The organism is Streptomyces sp. DSM 40868 (genome assembly GCF_011820545.1).
GTDB classification, from domain to species: domain Bacteria; phylum Actinomycetota; class Actinomycetes; order Streptomycetales; family Streptomycetaceae; genus Streptomyces; species Streptomyces eurythermus.
On sequence record NZ_CP050504.1, the window covers coordinates 6,285,630 to 6,307,390 of the forward strand.

At 70.9% G+C, this 21,761-nt stretch carries 19 protein-coding genes; 15 read left to right on the top strand and 4 right to left on the bottom strand.

Annotated features, from left to right (window positions below):
• Positions 1-142: 142 nt before the first annotated feature.
• The 3 genes from dxr (at position 143) to ispG (ending at position 4,040) form a co-directional block, all read left to right on the top strand.
• The gene (gene dxr, locus HB370_RS28705; RefSeq protein WP_030784907.1) at positions 143-1,411 is read left to right on the top strand and encodes a 1-deoxy-D-xylulose-5-phosphate reductoisomerase; all 1,269 of its coding nucleotides are present in this window, start codon (positions 143-145) and stop codon (positions 1,409-1,411) included.
• Positions 1,408-2,712, top strand: a complete 1,305-nt coding sequence (locus HB370_RS28710; RefSeq protein ID WP_030784905.1) for a site-2 protease family protein — start codon at positions 1,408-1,410, stop codon at positions 2,710-2,712. The genes dxr and HB370_RS28710 overlap by 4 nt, the downstream gene beginning before the upstream one ends.
• A gap of 170 nt (positions 2,713-2,882) precedes the next feature.
• A complete protein-coding gene (gene ispG / locus HB370_RS28715; protein WP_167513042.1) occupies positions 2,883-4,040 on the top strand; it encodes a flavodoxin-dependent (E)-4-hydroxy-3-methylbut-2-enyl-diphosphate synthase in 1,158 nt (385 codons plus the stop codon).
• Positions 4,041-4,076: 36 nt separating this feature from the next.
• Here ispG and HB370_RS28720 read toward each other — a convergent pair whose 3' ends face one another.
• A complete protein-coding gene (locus HB370_RS28720) occupies positions 4,077-4,496 on the bottom strand; it encodes an ATP-binding protein (RefSeq protein ID WP_030784901.1) in 420 nt (139 codons plus the stop codon).
• 134 nt (positions 4,497-4,630) lie between these two features.
• Between HB370_RS28720 and HB370_RS28725 the strand changes: the two genes are divergently transcribed.
• The 8 genes from HB370_RS28725 (at position 4,631) to HB370_RS28760 (ending at position 14,215) form a co-directional block, all read left to right on the top strand.
• Positions 4,631-5,467, top strand: coding sequence for a helix-turn-helix transcriptional regulator (locus HB370_RS28725; RefSeq protein ID WP_030784890.1), 837 nt, complete (start codon positions 4,631-4,633; stop codon positions 5,465-5,467).
• A complete protein-coding gene (locus HB370_RS28730; protein ID WP_030784886.1) occupies positions 5,464-5,706 on the top strand; it encodes a DUF397 domain-containing protein in 243 nt (80 codons plus the stop codon). Before HB370_RS28725 ends, HB370_RS28730 begins: the two co-directional genes overlap by 4 nt.
• Positions 5,707-5,810: 104 nt before the next feature.
• On the top strand, positions 5,811-6,182 hold the full coding sequence (locus tag HB370_RS28735; RefSeq protein ID WP_030784883.1) for a hypothetical protein: 372 nt from the start codon (positions 5,811-5,813) through the stop codon (positions 6,180-6,182).
• Positions 6,179-10,567, top strand: coding sequence for a DUF6531 domain-containing protein (locus HB370_RS28740; protein ID WP_244405663.1), 4,389 nt, complete (start codon positions 6,179-6,181; stop codon positions 10,565-10,567). The genes HB370_RS28735 and HB370_RS28740 overlap by 4 nt, the downstream gene beginning before the upstream one ends.
• 4 nt (positions 10,568-10,571) lie before the next feature.
• A complete protein-coding gene (locus HB370_RS28745) occupies positions 10,572-10,952 on the top strand; it encodes a hypothetical protein (protein WP_051815783.1) in 381 nt (126 codons plus the stop codon).
• An 86-nt stretch (positions 10,953-11,038) separates the two neighbouring features.
• Positions 11,039-11,887, top strand: a complete 849-nt coding sequence (locus HB370_RS28750; RefSeq protein ID WP_030784875.1) for a GNAT family N-acetyltransferase — start codon at positions 11,039-11,041, stop codon at positions 11,885-11,887.
• 20 nt (positions 11,888-11,907) lie between these two features.
• The gene (locus HB370_RS28755; protein ID WP_030784872.1) at positions 11,908-12,438 is read left to right on the top strand and encodes a GNAT family N-acetyltransferase; all 531 of its coding nucleotides are present in this window, start codon (positions 11,908-11,910) and stop codon (positions 12,436-12,438) included.
• Positions 12,439-12,511: 73 nt separating this feature from the next.
• The gene (locus HB370_RS28760; RefSeq protein WP_030784869.1) at positions 12,512-14,215 is read left to right on the top strand and encodes a proline--tRNA ligase; all 1,704 of its coding nucleotides are present in this window, start codon (positions 12,512-12,514) and stop codon (positions 14,213-14,215) included.
• Between the two features lie 63 nt (positions 14,216-14,278).
• Here the strand turns inward: HB370_RS28760 and HB370_RS28765 are convergent, their stop codons facing one another.
• The 3 genes from HB370_RS28765 to HB370_RS28775 all read right to left on the bottom strand — a co-directional run bounded on the left by HB370_RS28765 (position 14,279) and on the right by HB370_RS28775 (position 16,284).
• Entirely contained in the window at positions 14,279-15,178 is a 900-nt protein-coding gene (locus HB370_RS28765; RefSeq protein ID WP_030784867.1) for an aminoglycoside phosphotransferase family protein, read from the bottom strand.
• A gap of 81 nt (positions 15,179-15,259) precedes the next feature.
• Positions 15,260-15,784, bottom strand: coding sequence for a ferritin-like domain-containing protein (locus HB370_RS28770; RefSeq protein WP_030784866.1), 525 nt, complete (start codon positions 15,782-15,784; stop codon positions 15,260-15,262).
• On the bottom strand, positions 15,781-16,284 hold the full coding sequence (locus HB370_RS28775) for a hypothetical protein (protein WP_030784864.1): 504 nt from the start codon (positions 16,282-16,284) through the stop codon (positions 15,781-15,783). The genes HB370_RS28770 and HB370_RS28775 overlap by 4 nt, the downstream gene beginning before the upstream one ends.
• 241 nt (positions 16,285-16,525) lie before the next feature.
• Here HB370_RS28775 and rimP point away from each other — a divergent pair, with 241 nt between their 5' ends.
• From rimP to infB, 4 genes are all read left to right on the top strand, one after another.
• The gene (gene rimP / locus HB370_RS28785; protein ID WP_030784862.1) at positions 16,526-17,038 is read left to right on the top strand and encodes a ribosome maturation factor RimP; all 513 of its coding nucleotides are present in this window, start codon (positions 16,526-16,528) and stop codon (positions 17,036-17,038) included.
• Between the two features lie 2 nt (positions 17,039-17,040).
• Entirely contained in the window at positions 17,041-18,027 is a 987-nt protein-coding gene (gene nusA, locus HB370_RS28790; RefSeq protein WP_030784860.1) for a transcription termination factor NusA, read from the top strand.
• A gap of 159 nt (positions 18,028-18,186) precedes the next feature.
• Positions 18,187-18,483 (top strand): YlxR family protein, encoded by a 297-nt coding sequence (locus tag HB370_RS28795; protein WP_078637567.1) that lies wholly within the window; start codon positions 18,187-18,189, stop codon positions 18,481-18,483.
• A gap of 145 nt (positions 18,484-18,628) precedes the next feature.
• Complete coding sequence (gene infB, locus HB370_RS28800; RefSeq protein ID WP_167513043.1) at positions 18,629-21,694, top strand: translation initiation factor IF-2; 3,066 nt, start codon at positions 18,629-18,631, stop codon at positions 21,692-21,694.
• Positions 21,695-21,761: the final 67 nt, after the last annotated feature.

Here is a 21,761-nt window from a genome sequence, read left to right on the forward strand (position 1 = left end):
CAGGATGTCGTCCGTGAATCATGCGGAACGAAGTGTTTATCACAAGATCTTCATGCCGGTTTCACAGGAGGAATTCCGGCCACCGCACCCACCCGGGGGACGCACTGTCCGGCCCGCCGCCGCTTGCCGCAACAATGGGAGGATGACCGACAGTCCCGCCCATCCGGCACCCCTCGCCGATCCGCACCTCGTCTACGACCCCGTCGCCGCCGACGGACCCAAGGACGTGGTGATCCTCGGCTCCACCGGATCCATCGGCACCCAGGCCATCGACCTCGTGCTGCGCAACCCCGACCGCTTCCGGGTCACCGCCCTGTCCGCGAACGGCGGCCGGGTGGCCCTCCTCGCCGAGCAGGCCCACCGGCTGCGGGTGCGGACCGTGGCGGTCGCCCGCGAGGACGTCGTACCCGCGCTGCGCGAGGCGCTCGCCGCCGCGTACGGCACCGAGCCGCTGCCCGAGATCCTCGCCGGGCCCGACGCGGCCACCCAGGTCGCCGCCTCCGACTGCCACACCGTCCTGAACGGCATCACCGGCTCCATCGGCCTCGCCCCGACCCTGGCCGCCCTGGAGGCGGGCCGCACCCTCGCGCTCGCCAACAAGGAGTCGCTGATCGTCGGCGGCCCGCTGGTCACCGCGCTCGCCAAGCCCGGCCAGATCATCCCGGTGGACTCCGAGCACGCGGCCCTCTTCCAGGCCCTCGCCGCCGGCACCCGCGCCGATGTGCGCAAGCTCGTCGTCACCGCCTCCGGCGGCCCCTTCCGCGGCCGGACCAAGGCCGAGCTGGCCGGCGTCACCGTCCAGGACGCCCTCGCCCACCCCACCTGGGCGATGGGCCCGGTGATCACGGTGAACTCCGCGACGCTGGTCAACAAGGGACTGGAGGTCATCGAGGCACACCTGCTGTACGACATCCCGTTCGACCGCATCGAGGTCGTCGTGCACCCCCAGTCGTACGTCCACTCGATGGTCGAGTTCACCGACGGCTCCACGATCGCCCAGGCGACGCCCCCCGACATGCGCGGGCCCATCGCCATCGGCCTCGGCTGGCCCGAACGCGTCCCCGACGCCGCGCCCGCCTTCGACTGGAGCAAGGCGTCCACCTGGGAATTCTTCCCGCTGGACAACGAGGCCTTCCCCTCCGTGAACCTCGCCCGGCACGTGGGGCGGCTCGCGGGCACGGCCCCGGCGGTGTTCAATGCGGCCAACGAGGAGTGCGTCGCGGCCTTCCTGGACGGCGCGCTGCCCTTCAACGGGATCATGGAGACCGTCACCCGGGTGGTCGAGGAGCACGGCACCCCGGCCACGGGAACCTCACTCACCGTGTCGGACGTCCTCGAAGCGGAGACCTGGGCCCGCGCCCGGGCCCGCGAACTCACAGCCACGACGGCGACCGCGGAGGCGCGTGCATGACGACCTTGATGTTCATCCTCGGCATAGTGGTCTTCGTGATCGGCCTGCTCGTCTCCATCGCCTGGCACGAGCTGGGACACCTGTCCACGGCCAAGCTCTTCGGCATCCGCGTGCCCCAGTACATGGTCGGCTTCGGCCCGACCATCTGGTCACGCAAGAAGGGCGAGACCGAGTACGGCATCAAGGCCATCCCGGCCGGCGGCTACATCCGCATGATCGGCATGTTCCCGCCCGACAACCAGGGCCGGGTCGCCGCCCGCTCCACCTCACCGTGGCGCGGCATGATCGAGGACGCCCGCTCGGCGGCCTTCGAGGAACTCCAGCCCGGCGACGAGACGCGCATGTTCTACACGCGCAAACCGTGGAAACGGGTCATCGTCATGTTCGCCGGGCCCTTCATGAACCTGGTCCTCGCGATCGGCCTGTTCTTCTCCGTGCTCATGGGCTTCGGCGTCCAGCAGCAGACCACCACCGTCGCCTCCGTCTCGCCCTGCGTCATCGCCCAGAGCGAGAACCGCGACACCTGCGAGAAGACCGACAAGCCCTCCCCGGCCCAGGCCGCGGGCATCCACACCCGCGACAAGATCGTCTCCTTCGACGGCAAGCCCACCAAGGACTGGGACACCCTCTCGGACCTCATCCGGGACAGCGCCGGCAAGGACGTGCCGATCGTCGTGGAGCGCGACGGCAAGCGGCTGACCCTGCACGCCAAGATCGCCACCAACCTGGTCGCCAAGAAGGACTCCAACGGCGGCTACGTCCAGGGCAAGTACGTCGAAGCGGGCTTCCTCGGCTTCGGTGCCGCCACCGGCGTGGTCAAGATGGACTTCGACGACTCCGTGTCGTGGATGACCGACCGGGTCGGCGACGCCGTCGACTCCCTCGCCGCCCTGCCCGGCAAGATCCCCGCGCTGTGGGACGCCGCCTTCGGTGACGGCCCGCGCGAACCGGACTCCCCGGTCGGCATCGTCGGCGCCGCCCGCATCACCGGCGACATCGCCACCCTGGACATCCCCGCCTCCCAGCAGGTGGCGATGTTCGTGATGATGCTCGGGATGTTCAACCTCTCCCTGTTCCTGTTCAACATGCTCCCGCTGCTCCCGCTGGACGGCGGGCACATCGCGGGCGCCCTGTGGGAGGCCCTCAGGCGCAACCTGGCCAGGGTGCTGCGCCGCCCGGACCCGGGCCCGTTCGACGTCGCCAAGCTGATGCCGGTGGCGTACGTGGTGGCCGGGATCTTCGTCTGCTTCACCGTCCTGGTGCTCATCGCGGACGTCGTCAACCCGGTGAAGATCTCCTAGCCACCCGGTGTTCACGCGGCCCGGAACCCCCGGGGTTCCGGGCCGCGCGGGAGCGCGCCGGATTCACGGGTGTGATGTGTGGCGCGCGGCCCGGTGCCGTAATCTCGGACCCTGGAGCCCGCCGTTCACGGGACCCGGATCCTGAACCACGACTTGGGGTTGCACAGCAGATGACTGCGATTTCTCTCGGCATGCCGTCCGTTCCGACCAGGCTCGCCGAGCGCCGGAAGAGCCGGCAGATCCAGGTCGGAAGCGTGGCGGTCGGCGGGGACGCGCCGGTGTCGGTCCAGTCGATGACCACGACCCGTACGTCCGACATCGGCGCCACGCTCCAGCAGATCGCCGAGCTGACCGCCTCCGGCTGCCAGATCGTGCGTGTGGCGTGCCCCACGCAGGACGACGCGGACGCGCTGGCGACCATCGCGAAGAAGTCGCAGATCCCGGTCATCGCCGACATCCACTTCCAGCCCAAGTACGTCTTCGCCGCCATCGAGGCCGGCTGCGCCGCGGTCCGCGTCAACCCCGGCAACATCAAGCAGTTCGACGACAAGGTCAAGGAGATCGCCAAGGCCGCCAAGGACCACGGCACCCCGATCCGGATCGGCGTCAACGCCGGCTCCCTGGACCGGCGCCTGCTCCAGAAGTACGGCAAGGCGACCCCCGAGGCGCTGGTCGAGTCCGCCCTGTGGGAGGCGTCCCTCTTCGAGGAGCACGACTTCCGGGACATCAAGATCTCCGTCAAGCACAACGACCCGGTCGTCATGATCGAGGCCTACCGCCAGCTCGCCGAGCAGTGCGACTACCCGCTGCACCTCGGCGTGACCGAGGCCGGCCCCGCCTTCCAGGGCACGATCAAGTCGGCGGTCGCCTTCGGCGCGCTGCTCAGCCAGGGCATCGGCGACACCATCCGCGTGTCCCTCTCCGCCCCGCCCGTGGAGGAGATCAAGGTCGGCATCCAGATCCTGGAGTCCCTGAACCTGCGCCAGCGCGGCCTGGAGATCGTCTCCTGCCCGTCCTGCGGCCGGGCCCAGGTGGACGTCTACAAGCTGGCCGAAGAGGTCACCGCCGGCCTGACCGGCATGGAGGTCCCGCTCCGCGTCGCCGTCATGGGCTGCGTCGTCAACGGCCCCGGCGAGGCCCGCGAGGCCGACCTCGGCGTGGCCTCCGGCAACGGCAAGGGCCAGATCTTCGTCAAGGGCGAGGTCATCAAGACCGTCCCCGAGTCCAAGATCGTGGAGACCCTCATCGAGGAGGCCATGAAGCTGGCCGAGCAGATGGAGAAGGACGGCGTGACCTCCGGCGAGCCGTCGGTGTCGGTCGCGGGCTGACCGACCCCGTACGCGCCCCTGTTCCTGTGAGTCCCGTCACCGCTGGGTGGCGGGACTCAGCCATACCTCGGCCCATACGGTCTTGCCCGGCTGCCTAGGCGCGACGCCCCACTTGTCGGCGAGCGCCCCGACCAGCATCAGCCCACGCCCGGACTCGCCGGACGGCTCCCGCACCTCCGGCAGCCGCTCGCTCCGCGTGTCCGACACCTCCAGCCGCAGCGCGTCGTCCGACGAGGTGAGCCGGAGCAGGAAGTCCCGCCCGGGTACGTGCCCGTGCCGGACCGCGTTCGACGCCAGCTCGGCCGCGATCAGCGTCACGGCTTCATTGGCGGGACTGTCGTACGGGTGCCCCCACTCGTCCAGCCGCTGCGAGACGAGCCGCCGGGCGAGCCGTGCGCCGCGCGGGGTGGAGGTGAACCGCATCGAGAATTCCTGGGTGGAGATTTCCGACTTCATACCGCTAACGCTCCCGCACGCTCAGTAACGTTGAACAGCGGCCGCACCATGACTGTTCAGCGTTGTACGAGGGTGTGCCGCCGCTGTACGCGGGCGCGCCGTGACCGCGGTGGCGCCGGAACAATGGGGTGCACATGAGCGAGGAAGTACAGGAACTGGACGACCAGCCCCAGCCGGACTCGGTCGTCCCACTCATCTTCGGACGGCTGTTGAAGCGGCTACGGGCACAGGCGGGCGTCGAGCGTGCCGAACTGGGCCGCGTCACCGGCTACTCGGCGGCGACCATCGCGTCGTTCGAACAGGGGAGGCGCATCCCGAACGCGAAGTTCATCATGCAGGCCGACGAGACGCTGGACGCGAAGGGGGCGCTGACCGACTTCGTAGAGGAGATGGAGAAGGCTCAGTATCCGGCGTTCTTCCAGGACGCGGCGGCGTTGGAGAAGAAGGCGGTCGCGGTGCACTTCTTCGGCGTGCAGACGGTGCCTGGTCTGCTCCAGACGGAGGACTACGCGCGGGCGGTGTTCGCCATGCGTCGTCCTCCGCTGGACGTGGCGACGATCGAGCAGCGCGTGGCGGCCCGACTGGCTCGTCAGGAGATCTTCGAGCGAAAACCGGCCCCCACGGTGACCTTCGTGATGGAGGAAGCGATTTTACGGCAGCGGCTGGGCGGACCGGCAGTCATGCGGGGCCAGTTGGAGCAGATCCTGCTCGTCGGCCAGCGGCCCAATGTGCAGATCCAAGTCATGCCGCACGAGGCTGAGGAGCACCCGGCGCTGTCCGGCCGTTTCACCTTGATCGAGACGATGCAGGGGCGCAGGATGGCCTACGTGGAGGCGTACAAGAACAGTCGCCTCTTCACCGATCGTTCGACTGTCAGGGAACTCGAAGAGCGATACGGTCTCGTACGTGCTGAGGCATTGTCGTCACGGGAGTCGCTGGCCCTCGTAGAGAAAATGCTGGGAGAGGTATGAACGAGTTGACGTGGTTCAAGGCCAGTTACAGCGATGGCGAGGGCGGCGAGTGCGTAGAGGTAGCCCTCAACTGGCGCAAGTCCAGCTACAGCAGTGGCGAGGGCGGCGAATGTGTAGAGGTAGCCGCCTGCCCCACCACCATCCACGTCCGTGACTCCAAGCAGAACCCCGCCACCGCCCCCACCCTCGCCGTGCCCGCGACCGCATGGCACGCCTTCCTCGGGCTTGCGCGATCCTGAACGGATCTTTACCAGCCCTTGGGTGCCGCTCCCGATAGCGAACTCGTCTTGATCACTGGCGTTTTCCAGCCGGTGTACAGAAGGACGAGGAGGGGCGCGGCACCATGGGTGACCAGGGCGGCAGCGGCGACGGCAAGATACTCGACATCAAGATCGCCGACCTGAAGCAGACGGCTCCGCGTTTCCACACGCACAGCCAGGACCTCACCAAGGCGCTCACCAAGCTCAAGACGGCGCTCGCCGCGGCCGGTTCACCCTGGGGTGACGACAAGCAGGGCAAGGAGTTCCACCAGGCGTACGGTCCGAACGTCACGAAGATCGAGAACGCGGCGAAGATCCTCGCCGAGGGCTTGGCCAGCATCCACGTGGCGATGAGCGACATGGCGGACGGCCACGTCGACAACGAGCAGCTCGTCCGGTCGATGTTCAGCAAGATCCGGGTGCCGGGCCACGACAAGGGCGAGGGCGCCAAGTGAGCGCGGCCGACAAGGCGAAGGAGATCGTCCAGGACCTCACCGGCATGTGGTGGCCGGACGCCGACGAGGACGGGCTGCGGGACGCGGCCAAGGCGTGGCGGGACTTCGCCGACGACGTCGAGGAGGTGATGGTCGCCGCCAACAAGACGGCGCGCGGCATCATCGAGGACAACAAGGGCGAGGCGATCTCCGCCTTCGACGACCCGTTCTGGCGCCGCTACTACCACGACGGCCACGGCTGGCTGAAGGACATGGCCGACGCCGCCCGGGACATGGCGAAGGCGCTCGACAAGTACGCCGACGCCGTGCACAAGGTGGTCAAGAGCCTGGAACACGAGCTGGAGATCGTCGGCGCGGGCACGGCGCTGGCCATCTTCACGGCCGGTATCTCCGAGGCCGCCGCGGCCGCCGCCACCGCGAGCATCGTGGAGCTGGCCGGCAGCCTGGGCATCACGGTGTCCACGGAGATCGCGACGATCGCGGGCACCACCCTGGCCACGGCCGCGATCGGCGGCGTCGAGTCGGTCACCGTCGACCTGGCCGTCACCCAGCCTGTCGCCATGGTCACCGGCGAGAGCAAGGGCCTCAGCCTGGACGAGGCGAGCGACGCGGCGCTGTACGGGATGGCGTTCGGCGGCGCCTTCGGCGGCGGTGGCGCGATGGCCAAGGCGGCGGGGGAGGCGGGCGGTCTCGGCGCGCTCTTCGACGGAATCTCCCTCCCCGGCGTCCGCAGCCTGCCAGGCGAGCTCGACGGTCTGGGCGGCGCGGCCTCGAACGACACCCGGAGCGCGGCCCGCCGGGCGGCCGCCGAGGACCCGCAGGGCACCGCGGAGAACCCGAAGAACAAGGTCCAGGACGACAACACGGACCCGGTCGACCTGGTCACCGGCAAGATGTACCTGCCGCAGACCGATGTCGTCCTCCCCGGCACGCTGCCCCTGGTCTTCACCCGCCGCGTCGAGTCCGGCTACCGCCTGGGCCACTGGTTCGGCCCGTCCTGGTCCTCCACGGTCGACCAGCACCTGGCCATCGACGCCGAGGGCGTCGTCTTCGTCACCGAGGACGGCCTGCTCCTGACCTACCCCCACCCGCGGCCGGACGCCCCGACCCTCCCCACCCACGGCAGCAACCGGTGGCCGCTGGCCCGCGTGGACGGTGGCTACACGATCACCGACCCCCGCTCCGGCCGCGTCCGGCACTTCGCCGACGGGCCCGGGGGCCGGGCCCTGCTGGAACAGATCGACGACCGCAACGGCAACTGGCTGACCTTCGAGTACGACACCGAAGGCACCCCGCTGGCGATCACCTCCTCGGCCGGTCACCGGCTGAGGATCACGACGGCCGGCGACCGGATCACGGCCCTCCACCTCGCGGGCGCGGCCCCCGACGGCACCGACGTCGAGATCAAGCGGTACGGCTACTCACCCGAGGGCAACCTGACCGAGGTCTTCAACTCCTCGGGTCTGCCCCTCCGCTTCGGCTACGACAACCGGGGCCGCGTGACGTCCTGGACGGATACGAACGACCGCGGCTACACCTACGAGTACGACGACCGGGACCGCTGCATCGCCGAGAGCGGCTCGCACGGACACATGGCGCTGCGCCTGTCGTACGACGACACGGACCCGGCGACCGGCCACCGCGTCACCACCACGGTCACCGGCGAGGGCCACACCCGCCGCTACCTGATCAACGCGGACAGCCAGGTCGTCACGGAGATCGACCCGCTGGGCGCCGCGACCCACTTCACCCGCGACCGCCACAACCGCCCGTTGTCCGTCACCGACCCCCTGGGCCGCACGACGACGTTCCGCTACGACGACGACGGCAACCTCGTCTCGGTCGTCCGCCCCGACGGCCGCGAGACGACGGCGGAGTACGGCGCCCCGGGCCTGCCGGTCAAGGTGACCGGCACGGACGGCAACACCCACCGGATCACCTACGACGACCGGGGCAACCGCACGTCGGTAACAGATCCGGCCGGCCAGACGACCCGCTTCACCTACACGGAGGCCGGCCACCTGACCTCCGTGACGGACCCCCTGGGCCACACGTCCAGGGTGACCTGCGACCGCGCGGGCCTTCCGGTCGAGGTCACCGACCCCCTCGGCGCGGTCACCCGCTACACCAGGGACGCCTTCGGCCGCCCGATCGCGATCACGGACCCCACCGGCGCGACGACCCGCCTGGAATGGACGGTGGAAGGCCACCTGGCCCGCCGTACCGCCCCCGACGGCACGACGGAGTCCTGGACGTACGACGGCGAGGGCAACTGCACCACCCACACCGACCCCCTCGGCGGCGTCACCCGCTTCGAGTACACCCACTTCGACCTGCTGTCGGCCCGCACGGGCCCCGACGGCGTCCGCTACGAATTCACCCACGACACCGAACTGCGCCTGACCAAGGTCACCAACCCACAGGGCCTGACGTGGGAGTACACCTACGACCCGGTGGGCCGTCTGCTCTCCGAGACGGACTTCGACGGCCGCACCCTGACGTACGAGCACGACGCGGCCGGCCGTCTGACCGCCCGCCGCAACGCCCTCGGCGAGGTGACGACGTTCGAGCGTGACGCGCAGGACCAGGTGATCCGCAAGACCGTGGCGGGCCGTGTCACGACGTACGCCTACGACCTGACCGACCAACTCGCCCACGCGGTAGGCCCGGACGGCACGACTCTCACCCTGCTCCGCGACCGCCACGGCAACCTGCGCTCGGAGACCGTGAACGACCGCACGGTGAGGTACACCTACGACACCCTGGGCCGCCGCACGAGCCGGGTGACCCCGACCGGGGCGAAGACCACCTGGTCCTACGACGAGGCGGGCCGCGTCACGGGCATGGTCGCGTCCGGCCGCGCGATCGACTTCACGTACGACGAGACGGGCCGTGAACGGACCCGCCACATCGGCGGGGCGGTCACCCTGGAGCACGCCTTCGACGCGCTGGGCCGCCTGACGACCCAGTCGGTGACCAGCGCTGGCGGTCAGAGGGTCCAGCACCGGACGTACACCTACCGGGCCGACGGCAACGTGACCGCCATCGAGGACCACCTGTCGGGCCCCCGCCGCTTCGACCTGGACGCCACGGGCCGCGTGACGGCGGTCCACGCGGCAGGCTGGACGGAACGCTACGCCTACGACGAGGCAGGCAACCAAACCCAGGCGTCTTGGCCGACGACCCACCCGGGAGCGGAGTCGACGGGCCCCCGCACCTACACCGGCACCCGCATCACCCGGGCCGGCAACGTCCGCTACGAACACGACGCCCTGGGCCGCATCACCCTCCGGCAGAAGACCCGCCTGTCGAGGAAGCCGGACACCTGGCACTACGAATGGGACGCCGAAGACCGCCTGACCTCAGTGGTCACCCCCGACGGCACCCGCTGGCGCTACACCTACGACCCCCTGGGCCGCCGCACCGCCAAACTCCGCCTGGCCGAAGACGGCGAAACGGTCATGGAACGGGTGGACTTCACCTGGGACGGCACAACCCTCTGCGAACAGACAACAACATCCGAAGCCTTCCCCCACCCGGTCACCCTCACCTGGGACCACCAGGGCCTACGCCCCCTCGCCCAAACAGAACGCATCACGGCAGCCGAAGCGTCCCAGGAGGAGATCGACTCCCGCTTCTTCGCCATCATCACCGACCTGGTCGGCACCCCGAGCGAACTGATCGACGCCCAGGGCGACATCGCCTGGCACACCCGCAGCACCCTCTGGGGCACAACGGCCTGGTCGACAAACAGCACCACCTACACCCCCCTACGCTTCCCAGGCCAGTACTACGACCCGGAAACCGGCCTCCACTACAACTACTTCCGCCACTACGACCCGGAAACGGCCCGCTACCTCACACCCGACCCGCTCGGACTGGCACCTGCTCCCAACCCGGCCACTTACGTATCCAATCCCGGGGTGTGGGTCGACCCGTACGGACTGTCTCCCTGCCCGCCGGGACAGGATCGACGGGCGCAGCCCACCTTCGGTCAAGGAGAGGGGCACGAGTGGGCGAAGAGTGTGACCCAGAAGGGGCGGACGGACAACTCCAAGGTCATCTCCGGGCACGGGTATTACGAATTCGGTGCGGGCGATATGACCGTGCCGGGTGGAACGTGGCTCAAGTTCTACGTGGAAGACGGTAAACGCCTGAAAGACGCTCTCGCGTACGAAATCGAAACCGGTGCGAACCATCCGCCCGTGGAAACCTTCGGCCCCGGAAAGCAAGTGCTCGACTATACTGTCGACACGCCGAAGAATCTGATGATCAGCAGCAAGTCCATCACCGTGAACGCTCCGACGAAGCTCAGTGAGATCGTCACTGAAGGCATGGGCGCGGTCCATGTGCTGGTCTGCCGCGAACACGTGAAACCCTGGTGATGCAATGGCGTACTACCCTGACCTCAGCCCCTATTCCTACGATGCCGACGACCGGGAAATGCTCAATGTGGGCTGGCTTTCCCGGGATCACCCGTACGCCACGGGGGTTGCGCCGGAGGGTCTGGTCGAGGCCCTCGAGGAACTGGCTCGCCGCGCGGAGAACGTCCAGCGAGGAATGCATTTCTGTGAGCTCTGCCCTGACTTTCCGACGGCCAGGCAGAATACGTCCAGGGGGAACATCTTCATCGGCAGCGGAGAGATCTACGTGCCGAACGGCGAGGGAATCACGTATGCGTCTCCCGCCATGATTGTCCATTATGTGGCAGATCATTCATATCTGCCCCCGGAAGACTATTGCAGGTCCGTCCTGGACAAATCCTCCTGAGAGCGGTCGCAGACCGGTGGGGAGCGCTTCACGGGCACCCGGGGTACAGTGCCGGGACCAGCAGAACCCCACCGTGAGGCCCCGTAGTGTTGACCCAGACCACCACCCGGGTCCTGGAACCGAACGACCTGGACGCGGCGCTCGCCGTGCTCGACCGTGAGCCGGTCGCCAATGCCTTCGTGACGTCCAGGGTCCGGGTCGCAGGACTGGACCCCTGGCGGCTCGGCGGCGAGATGTGGGGCTGGTACGAGGACGGCATGCTCACGTCCCTCTGCTACGCGGGCGCGAACCTCGTCCCCATCTGCGCCACCCCGCGCGCCGTGCGCGCCTTCGCCGACCGCGCCCGCCGGGCCGGCCGCCGCTGTTCCTCCATCGTCGGCCCCGCCGAGGCCACCGCGGAGCTGTGGCGGCTGCTGGAGCCGCACTGGGGCCCGGCCCGCGACGTCCGCGCCCACCAGCCGCTGATGGTCACCGACCGCATGCCCGACGACATCGCCCCGGACCCCTACGTCCGCCGCGTCCGCAAGGACGAGATGGAAACGATCATGCCGGCGTGCGTGGCGATGTTCACCGAGGAGGTCGGCGTCTCCCCGCTGTCCGGCGACGGCGGCCTGCTCTACCAGGCCCGCGTCGCCGAACTCGTCGGCTCCGGCCGCTCCTTCGCCCGCGTCGACGAACACGGCCGCGTCGTGTTCAAGGCGGAGATCGGCGCCGCCACCCCGCAGGCCTGCCAGATCCAGGGCGTATGGGTGGCCCCCGAGTACCGGGGGAGGGGCCTGGCGGCGCCCGGCATGGCCGCCGTGCTGCGCTACGCCCTCGCCGACTTCGCCCCCGTCGCGAGCCTCTACGTCAACGACTTCAACACCGCGGCGAGAAGGACGTACCGGCGGGTGGGGTTCGAAGAGGTCGGCGCCTTCATGAGTGTGCTCTTCTGACCGCCCTGTACGCTCCCCGCATGGACCCAGAGATCGGCCCCCTGGACCTCACCGCCCACGTGGACGAGGCGTTGGCTGTCCAAGCCGTCGCCTTCGGCCTGGGCCCCGAGGAGGTCGCCGTACGCCGGCAGATCGTCCAGCGCCACATGCAGTACCAGGGCGCCCGGGCCTACGGCGCGACCGCCGGCGGCCGGCTCGTCGGCTTCGTGTACGGCATGCCCAACAGCCGCACCCACTGGTGGTCCACCGTCGTGGAGCCCTACCTGCGCGCGAACGGCAACGACTCCTGGCTGGACGACTCCTTCGTCATCACCGAGCTGCACGTCCACCCCGACCACCAGAACCGTGGCCTCGGCCGGAAGCTGATCACCACCATCACCGACACCGCCGACGAACCCCGCTCGATCCTCTCCGCGATCGACATCGACAGCCCCGCCCGCGGCCTGTACCGCTCCCTCGGCTACACCGACCTCGCCCGCCAGGTGCACTTCCCGAGCGCGCCCCGCCCCTACGCCGTGATGGGCGCCCCGCTGCCACTGCGTCGGCGTTAACCGATTTCCGCCGGTGCGGGCGGCCCGGATAACCTCCATGCCACCACCTTTACCCGGCAGGAGTACGAGAACCATGGCCAAGGCACCGGTCCAGCGCATGTCCCAGTTGATGGCGAAGACGCTGCGCGACGACCCGGCGGACGCCGAGGTCCTCAGCCACAAGCTCCTCGTCCGCGCCGGCTACGTCCGCCGCACGGCGGCCGGCATCTGGAGCTGGCTGCCCCTCGGCAAGAAGGTCCTCGCCAACGTCGAGCGCGTCGTCCGCGAGGAGATGGACGCCATCGGCGCCCAGGAGGTCACCCTCCCCGCCCTGCTGCCCCGCGAGCCGTACGAGGCGACCGGCCGCTGGGACGAGTACGGCCAGGAGCTGTTCCGGCTCAAGGACCGCAAGGGCGGCGACTACCTCCTCGGCCCCACCCACGAGGAGATCTTCACCCTCCTGGTCAAGGACCAGTGCACGTCCTACAAGGACCTGCCGGTGATCCTGTACCAGATCCAGACCAAGTTCCGCGACGAGGCCCGCCCCCGCGCCGGCATCCTGCGCGGCCGCGAGTTCCTCATGAAGGACTCGTACTCCTTCGACCTGGACGACGAGGGCCTGGGCGCCTCCTACGCCCTGCACCGCGAGGCATACCAGCGGATCTTCGCCCGCCTCGGCCTCGACTACCGCATCTGCGCGGCCACCGCCGGCGCCATGGGCGGCTCCAAGTCCGAGGAGTTCCTCGCCCCGGCCGAGGCCGGCGAGGACACCTTCGCCGACTGCCCGAACTGCGACTTCGCCGCCAACACCGAGGCGATCACCTACCAGCTCACGCCGGTCGACGGCTCCGCCGTGCCCGCTCTGGAGGAGATCCCCACCCCCGACACCCCGACCATCGAGACGCTGGCCGCCTCGCTCGGCGTCCCCGCCTCCGCCACGCTGAAGAACCTGCTGGTCAAGGTGGACGGCGAGATCGTCGCCGTGGGCGTGCCCGGCGACCGCGAGGTGGACCTGGACAAGGTCGAGGCGCACTTCGCCCCGGCCGCCGTCGAGATGGTCACCGAGACCGACTTCGCCGCCCACCCCGAGCTGGTCCGCGGCTACGTCGGCCCGCAGGGGCTGGGCGAGAAGGTGAAGTACATCGCCGACCCGCGTGTCGCCCCCGGCACCGCCTGGATCACCGGCGCCAACAAGGAGCACACGCACGCGAAGAACGTCGTCGCCGGCCGTGACTTCGAGGTCGACGAGTACGTGGACGTCGTCGTGGTCCAGGACGGCGACCCCTGCCCGAAGTGCGGCACCGGCCTGCAGCTGGACCGCGCCATCGAGATCGGCCACATCTTCCAGCTGGGCCGCAAGTACGCCGACGCCCTCAAGCTGGACGTCCTCGGCCAGAACGGCAAGCCGGTCCGCGTCACCATGGGCTCCTACGGCATCGGCGTCTCCCGCGCCGTCGCCGCGCTCGCCGAGCAGACCGCCGACGACAAGGGCCTGGTGTGGCCCAAGGAGGTCGCCCCGGCCGACGTACACGTGGTCGCCGCCGGCAAGGCGCTCCAGACCGAGCTGGCGCTGGACGTCGCCGGGAAGCTCGCCGACGCGGGCGTCCGCGTCCTGGTGGACGACCGGGCCGGGGTCTCCCCGGGCGTGAAGTTCACCGACTCCGAGCTGATCGGCATCCCCCAGATCCTGGTCGCCGGCCGCCGCGCCGCCGAGGGCGTCCTGGAACTGAAGGACCGCAAGACCGGGGAACGCGAGGAACTCACGGTCGAGGAAGCCCTCGCCCGCCTGACGGCCTGACCCCAGGCCCACCGCCGACGCCCCCGGGGACTTCCCCGGGGGCGTCGTCACAGCCGGCCCCCGCTAAAGCCAGCCCGCGAACTCGAGCAACAGCTCCGCGTCTGTCGGGCGGCCCACGCGGAGGGCTCGGGCGCCGGACTCCACCGCGCGGAACAGGGTCCAGCCGCGCAGGCGGTCCTGGTCGACTTCGAGGGACTCCGCGAGCCGCTTGATCCGGCGGCGGGTGGTGGCCGGGCCGGACGGCTGGGCGATCAGGTCCTCCACCCGGTCCCGGACCAGCCGCGCCAGGTCGAAGGCGCTCTCGCCGACCACCGGGTCCGGGCCCACCGCGAGCCACGGCATCCGCTCGCCCGACAGCACCTTGCTCTGCCGGAACGTGCCGTGCAGCAGCCGCTCCTCGGGCGGCGCGGCCAGCAGCTCCTCGCGGGCGGCCAACGCCGACTCCACCAGCGGGGCCACCTCGGGGTCGGTCCCGGCGCCGGCCCGCATGGCCGCCGCCTGCCGCCCGGTGCGCTCGGCGACGGTCTCGAAGGCGTGCCCGGCCGGCGGTTCCACCCACAACCTGCGCAGCGTCCCCGCCGCCTCCAGCAGCGCCTTGGCCTCCGGCAGCGAACGCACCGACACATCCGGGTGCAGTCGCTCCAGCAGCAGCGCCCCGTCCTGCGCGCCGTCCTCCAGCAGCTGTACGGCGCCCAGCCCGGCCCAGTGCGCCAGCGCGGCCCGCTCGCTCTCCGGGCGGGCCCGGGGCGGCGCGAGCTTCAGTACGGCGGGGGTGCCGTCCGGCAGCCGTACCAGCAGCACCAGGCTGCTGCGCCCGCCGGGCACCTGCACCCGCTCCACGGTCAACCCGCGCCGGGCGACGGCCTCCTCGGCCGCCGCGGGCAGCCGCGCCAGCCAGTCGTCCCCGGCCGGTGCCGTCTCACCGAGCGCCCGTACCAGGCGCGGCGGCGCTTCCCAAGCCATGCGCGAGTCGTTCCCTTCCTGTGGGTCCTTGTCGGCTCCCGGTCCGTCCTCCGACGGGCGTACGGGCCTCCTGCCGGTGCCTCAGCGCCTCGCCGGAGCCGTGGCGGACGTGGCGGACGCGGTGGCCGTCGCAGTCGTGCCGGCCGCGCCGGTCCGCTCGTCGGTCCGGTCGCCGGACCGCTCGGCGAGCCCAGGGAAGGCTACGCTCTGCCCGCTCCAGCGCACCGCCCGCACCGCGGTCTCCCGCAGCGCCCCGGCCGCGTCGGCCCGCCGATCCCCGGTCGCCGCCCGCACCAGGTCCGAGTAGACCCCGGCCAGCCGCTCCTCCAGCCGCGCGGCCAGCCGCACCGCCGCCGCCCCGTCCCCGACCGGGAACGGAAGCTCGTACGCGGCGCTCGCGGCGACCGGGGCGGCGCCCAGGTCACGCACCGCGCGCACCAGCGCGTCCCGGCGCGCCCGGTGGGCGTCGTACGCCGCCCGCGCCTCCCCCCGGCGCCGCTCGCCGATCCGCCCGCCGACGACCCCGTAGCCGTACACCGCCGCGTGCTCCGCCGCCAGTGCCGCCTGGAGCGCGGTCACCTCGGCCTGCCGTGCCTCCTCGCTCACTTGGCCACCTCCGTCAGCAGGTACGCGTGCGCGGCCCCGGCCGCCGCGACCGACGCCAGCAGCCGCGCCAGCTCGCCCGGCACCTGGAGCAGCTCCTTGGCCCGCCGGTCGGCCAGCGCGCGCTCGGCGGCGGCCAGCTGGGCCACGGCGTCCTTCTCGGCGGCGGGCACGGGCGCGGGCGCGGCGGCGGACTTCGACGCCGCCGGCGAGGGCTTCGTACCGTCCTCGAACACCGCCGCGTGCGCCGCGACCTGGGCGCGCAGCGGGCGCAGCCGGTCCGTCAGGGCGGGATGCGCGGCCAGCACGGCGTCGTAGCGCGCCAGCAGCCCCCGGCTGTCCCGCGCCGCACGCGCGCGTGCCCGCGCGTCGGCCGACGGGCCGTCGTCGCCGGAGTCCGCTCCGGCCGAGCAGCCCGCCAGCAGGGCGGCGCCGGCGGCCGAGGCCAGCAGGGTTCTTCTGCGCGGCCCCGAGGGGGTGCGCGACGGCGGGGGGTACGGCACGGCTGACGTCCTCGGGGGGCTCGTACGAACACACGGGCGGGACGGCGCCCGCCGTTGATCACGGTACCCGCGCATCCGCCCCCCGCATGTCACCGGCTCAGCGGTGCCACCCGTGGGCACGCGGCCGTACCGGCACGCGGCCCCGGGCTCCGCTGCGAAGCACCCCCCGCCGGAGGCAGTACCCTTTGACCAGACACGCGACCCATCCCACAACAGCACACGCGGCCGAGGAGTCACCCGGATGAGCACCACCCAGAGCGAGAGGCTGCGAGAGCTGCTGGAACCGCTCGTCACCTCCCATGGGCTGGATCTCGAAGAGATCGCCGTGGACTCCGTAGGACGCAAGCGGGTGCTGCGCGTCGTGGTCGACTCCGACACCGGAGCGGACCTGGACCGGATCGCCGATGTGAGCCGCGCGCTCTCGGCGCGGCTGGACGAGACGAACGCGATGGGCGAGGGCGCGTACGACCTGGAGGTCGGAACCCCCGGCGCGGAGCGCCTCCTCACCGAGCACCGGCACTTCGTGCGCGCCGTCGACCGGCTCGTGAAGTTCCAGCTCACGGAGGGCGGCGAGCTGGTCGCGCGGATCCTGGACGTCGACGACGAGGGCATCGACGTGGAGGTGCCCGGGGTGAAGGGCCGCAAGGCCACCACCCGCAGACTCGGCTTCCCCGAGATCGCCAAGGCGCGCGTGCAGGTCGAGTTCAACCGCAAGGACAGCAAGAAGGACATGAAGGAAGAGGAGGAGGCGTAGCCGTGGACATCGACATGAGCGCCCTGCGGGGTTTGGTCCGGGAGAAGGAGATCTCCTTCGACCTGCTGGTCGAGGCGATCGAGTCGGCCCTCCTCATCGCCTACCACCGCACCGAGGGAAGCCGCCGACACGCGCGCGTGGAGCTCAACCGGGAGACCGGGCATGTGACCGTGTGGGCGAAGGAGGACCCCGAGGACCTCGCCGAGGGCCAGGCGCCCCGTGAGTTCGACGACACCCCGTCCGGTTTCGGCCGTATCGCCGCCACCACCGCCAAGCAGGTGATCCTGCAGCGGCTGCGCGACGCCGAGGACGACGCGACGCTCGGCGAGTACGCCGGCCGCGAGGGCGACATCGTCACCGGCGTGGTCCAGCAGGGCCGCGACCCGAAGAACGTGCTCGTGGACATCGGCAAGCTGGAGGCCATCCTGCCGGTGCAGGAGCAGGTGCCCGGCGAGACCTACCCGCACGGCATGCGCCTGCGGTCGTACGTGGTCCGCGTGGCCAAGGGCGTGCGCGGCCCGTCCGTGACGCTCTCCCGCACCCACCCGAACCTGGTGAAGAAGCTCTTCGCCCTGGAGGTGCCGGAGATCGCCGACGGCTCGGTGGAGATCGCCGCGATCGCCCGTGAGGCCGGTCACCGCACCAAGATCGCCGTACGGTCCACCCGTTCGGGCCTGAACGCCAAGGGTGCCTGCATCGGCCCCATGGGCGGCCGGGTGCGCAACGTGATGGGCGAGCTGAACGGCGAGAAGATCGACATCGTCGACTGGTCGGACGATCCGGCGGAGATGGTCGCGAACGCCCTGTCACCCGCCCGGGTGAGCAAGGTGGAGGTCGTGGACATGGCCGCCCGCTCCGCACGGGTGACCGTGCCGGACTACCAGCTGTCGCTGGCGATCGGCAAGGAGGGCCAGAACGCCCGCCTCGCCGCCCGCCTCACCGGCTGGAGGATCGATATCCGGCCAGACACCGAGCAGGCCGGCGCGTAGCCGCGACACGCACCGAGGGCGCCCGGACCAGCCCTGGAGCCGCACGGCGGCCCCGGGGCCGGGGAATAGATCCCGGCCGCCCGACGCTGAGATCACGACAACAGCCGTTCGATTCTTGCCCCAAAGGGGTGAGGTCGGTACGGGGAGGTAGACTTAACTGTGTCTGGCCGGACGCACACCCGAGCATGCCCTGAACGCACCTGTGTGGGGTGCCGGGAGCGGGCGGCCAAGAACGATCTCCTGCGGATCGTGGGAATCGAGGATGCATGCGTCCCCGATCCTCGCGGTACGCTGCCCGGCCGGGGTGTCTATGTGCACCCCGCCCTGGTCTGTCTCGACCAGGCGGTACGCCGCCGGGCGTTCCCGCGGGCACTGCGCGTCCCGGGACCGCTCGACACAAAGGCGTTGCGTCGATACGTCGAGCAGACAACAGTTGCCGAGCAGGCAACGCCGTAAGACGTGCCGTACGGAACCCCGTACGGCCTGGTACCTCGCGAGTCGAAAGCAGGTCGAGATTGCGATGAGCACTCGATGAGTACGCGATGAGTACGCCCATGAACTAGCGACGGTCCGGCTTCAACCCGGACCTCAAAGGAGCGAAGTGGCTAAGGTCCGGGTATACGAACTCGCCAAGGAGTTCGGTGTCGAGAGCAAGGTCGTCATGGCCAAGCTCCAGGAACTCGGTGAATTCGTCCGTTCGGCGTCTTCGACCATCGAAGCGCCGGTTGTACGTAAGCTGACCGACGCCTTCCAGGGCGGTGGCAGCGGCAAGTCCGCGAAGCCCGCCCCGCGCAAGGCCTCCCCCAAGCCCGCCGCGCCCTCTCCGGCGCAGGCGGCACGTCCCGCTGCCCCGGCCCCGCGGCCGGCTGCGGCTCCCAAGCCCCCGACGGCGCCCGCTGCCCAGCAGCCGGCCGCCCCGTCGGCTCCCGCGGCGCCCGCGCCGGCTCCGGGTCCGCGCCCGGTGCCCGGTCCCAAGCCCGCGCCGCGCCCGGCCCCGGCCGCCCCGGAGTTCACCGCTCCGCCGGCCGCTCCGGCCGCGCAGACCCCGCAGGCCCCGGCCGCCCAGGGTCCGCGTCCCGGCGGCGCCCGTCCCGGCGCCCCGAAGCCCGGCGGTGCCCGTCCCGCTTCCGGCCAGGGCCAGGCGCCCCGTCCGGGCCAGGGCGGTCAGCGTCCCGGCGGCCAGGCCCCGCGTCCGGGTGCCCGTCCGTCCGGTCCGCGCCCGGGCAACAACCCCTTCACGTCCGGCGGCAACGCCGGCATGGCCCGCCCGCAGGCCCCGCGCCCGCAGGGCGGCCCGCGTCCCGGCCCCGGCGGTCCCGGCGGCGCCCCCCGTCCCCAGGCGCCCGGCGCCCAGGGCGGCGGTCCGCGTCCGCAGGCTCCCGGCGGTCCCCGGCCGACCCCGGCCGGCATGCCCCGCCCGCAGGGCGGCCCGCGTCCCGGCCCGGCCGGTCCGCGCCCGAACCCGGGCATGATGCCGCAGCGTCCCGCTGCCGGCCCGCGTCCCGGCCCCGGTGGCGGCGGTCGCGGTCCCGGTGCCGGTGGTCGTCCCGGTGGCGGCGGCTGTCGGCCCGGCGGCGGCTTCGCCGGTCGTCCCGGTGGTGGCGGCGGCTTCGCCGGCCGTCCGGCCGGGCCCGGTGGCGGCGGCGGTGGCTTCGCCGGCCGTCCGGGTGGTCCCGGCGGTGGCGGCGGTGGCCGTCCCGGCTTCGGCGGTCGTCCCGGCGGTCCCGGTGGCCGTGGTGGCACGCAGGGCGCCTTCGGCCGTCCCGGCGGTCCGGCGCGTCGTGGCCGCAAGTCGAAGCGGCAGCGGCGCCAGGAGTACGAGGCCATGCAGGCCCCGAGCGTCGGCGGCGTGATGCTGCCGCGCGGCAACGGCGAGACCATCCGTCTCTCCCGCGGCGCGTCGCTCACCGACTTCGCGGAGAAGATCAACGCCAACCCGGCGTCCCTCGTCGCGGTCATGATGAACCTCGGCGAGATGGTCACCGCGACCCAGTCCGTCTCCGACGAGACCCTCCAGCTCCTCGCCGACGAGATGAACTACTCGGTTCAGATCGTCAGCCCGGAGGAGGAGGACCGCGAGCTGCTCGAGTCCTTCGACATCGAGTTCGGCGAGGACGAGGGCTCCGAGGAGGACCTGGTCGTCCGTCCGCCGGTGGTGACCGTCATGGGTCACGTCGACCACGGTAAGACCCGACTGCTCGACGCGATCCGCAAGACGAACGTCATCGCGGGCGAGGCCGGCGGCATCACCCAGCACATCGGTGCCTACCAGGTCGCGACCGAGGTCAACGGCGAAGAGCGCAAGATCACCTTCATCGACACCCCGGGTCACGAGGCGTTCACCGCCATGCGTGCCCGTGGTGCGAAGTCGACCGACATCGCGATCCTGGTCGTCGCGGCCAACGACGGCGTCATGCCGCAGACGGTCGAGGCGCTCAACCACGCCAAGGCGGCCGACGTGCCGATCGTGGTCGCGGTCAACAAGATCGACGTCGAGGGTGCCGACCCGACCAAGGTGCGCGGTCAGCTGACCGAGTACGGCCTCGTGGCCGAGGAGTACGGCGGCGACACCATGTTCGTCGACATCTCCGCCAAGCAGGGTCTGCACATCGACTCGCTGCTGGAGGCCGTGATCCTCACGGCCGACGCCTCGCTCGACCTGCGGGCCAACCCGAACCAGGACGCGCAGGGCATCTCGATCGAGTCCCGTCTCGACCGCGGCCGCGGTGCCGTGGCGACGGTCCTCGTCCAGCGAGGCACGCTGCGGGTCGGCGACACGATGGTGGTCGGCGACGCCTACGGCCGAGTCCGCGCCATGCTCGACGACAACGGCAACAACGTCGCCGAAGCCGGCCCGTCGACGCCGGTCCAGGTCCTCGGCCTGACCAACGTCCCGGGTGCGGGCGACAACTTCCTGGTGGTCGACGAGGACCGTACGGCCCGTCAGATCGCCGAGAAGCGCGCCGCCCGCGAGCGCAACGCGGCCTTCGCCAAGCGCACGCGCCGTGTGTCGCTGGAGGACCTGGACAAGGTGCTCAAGGCCGGCGAGGTCCAGCAGCTGAACCTGATCATCAAGGGTGACGCCTCTGGTTCCGTCGAGGCCCTGGAGTCCTCCCTGCTCCAGCTGGACGTCGGCGAAGAGGTCGACATCCGCGTCCTGCACCGCGGCGTCGGTGCGGTCACGGAGTCCGACATCGACCTGGCGATGGGCTCCGACGCCATCGTCATCGGCTTCAACGTCCGTGCGGCCGGCCGTGCCGCGCAGATGGCCGAGCGCGAGGGCGTGGACGTCCGGTACTACTCGGTCATCTACCAGGCGATCGAGGAGATCGAGGCGGCCCTCAAGGGCATGCTCAAGCCGGAGTACGAAGAGGTCGAGCTCGGTACGGCGGAGATCCGCGAGGTCTTCAAGTCGTCCAAGCTGGGCAACATCGCCGGTGTGCTCATCCGGTCGGGCGAGGTGCGCCGCAACACCAAGGCCCGCCTCATCCGCGACGGCAAGGTCGTCGCGGAGAACCTCAACATCGAGGGCCTGCGTCGCTTCAAGGACGACGTCACCGAGATCCGCGAAGGCTACGAGGGTGGTATCAACCTCGGAAACTTCAACGACATCAAGGTCGACGACGTCATCGCGACGTACGAGATGCGCGAGAAGCCGCGGGCGTAACGGCCCACGGCATCCGAAGCTGGCCGGCGGGATCTCGGTCCCGCCGGCCAGCGCGCCGTTTTCCGGG

What these genes read in the sequence shown, in the direction of transcription:
- dxr (WP_030784907.1), top strand. Translation starts at nt 143, where the DNA reads ATGACCGACAGTCCCGCCCATCCGGCACCCCTCGCCGATCCGCACCTC.
- HB370_RS28710 (WP_030784905.1), top strand. Translation starts at nt 1,408, where the DNA reads ATGACGACCTTGATGTTCATCCTCGGCATAGTGGTCTTCGTGATCGGC.
- ispG (WP_167513042.1), top strand. Translation starts at nt 2,883, where the DNA reads ATGACTGCGATTTCTCTCGGCATGCCGTCCGTTCCGACCAGGCTCGCC.
- HB370_RS28720 (WP_030784901.1), bottom strand. Translation starts at nt 4,496, where the DNA reads ATGAAGTCGGAAATCTCCACCCAGGAATTCTCGATGCGGTTCACCTCC.
- HB370_RS28725 (WP_030784890.1), top strand. Translation starts at nt 4,631, where the DNA reads ATGAGCGAGGAAGTACAGGAACTGGACGACCAGCCCCAGCCGGACTCG.
- HB370_RS28730 (WP_030784886.1), top strand. Translation starts at nt 5,464, where the DNA reads ATGAACGAGTTGACGTGGTTCAAGGCCAGTTACAGCGATGGCGAGGGC.
- HB370_RS28735 (WP_030784883.1), top strand. Translation starts at nt 5,811, where the DNA reads ATGGGTGACCAGGGCGGCAGCGGCGACGGCAAGATACTCGACATCAAG.
- HB370_RS28745 (WP_051815783.1), top strand. Translation starts at nt 10,572, where the DNA reads ATGGCGTACTACCCTGACCTCAGCCCCTATTCCTACGATGCCGACGAC.
- HB370_RS28755 (WP_030784872.1), top strand. Translation starts at nt 11,908, where the DNA reads ATGGACCCAGAGATCGGCCCCCTGGACCTCACCGCCCACGTGGACGAG.
- HB370_RS28760 (WP_030784869.1), top strand. Translation starts at nt 12,512, where the DNA reads ATGGCCAAGGCACCGGTCCAGCGCATGTCCCAGTTGATGGCGAAGACG.
- HB370_RS28765 (WP_030784867.1), bottom strand. Translation starts at nt 15,178, where the DNA reads ATGGCTTGGGAAGCGCCGCCGCGCCTGGTACGGGCGCTCGGTGAGACG.
- rimP (WP_030784862.1), top strand. Translation starts at nt 16,526, where the DNA reads ATGAGCACCACCCAGAGCGAGAGGCTGCGAGAGCTGCTGGAACCGCTC.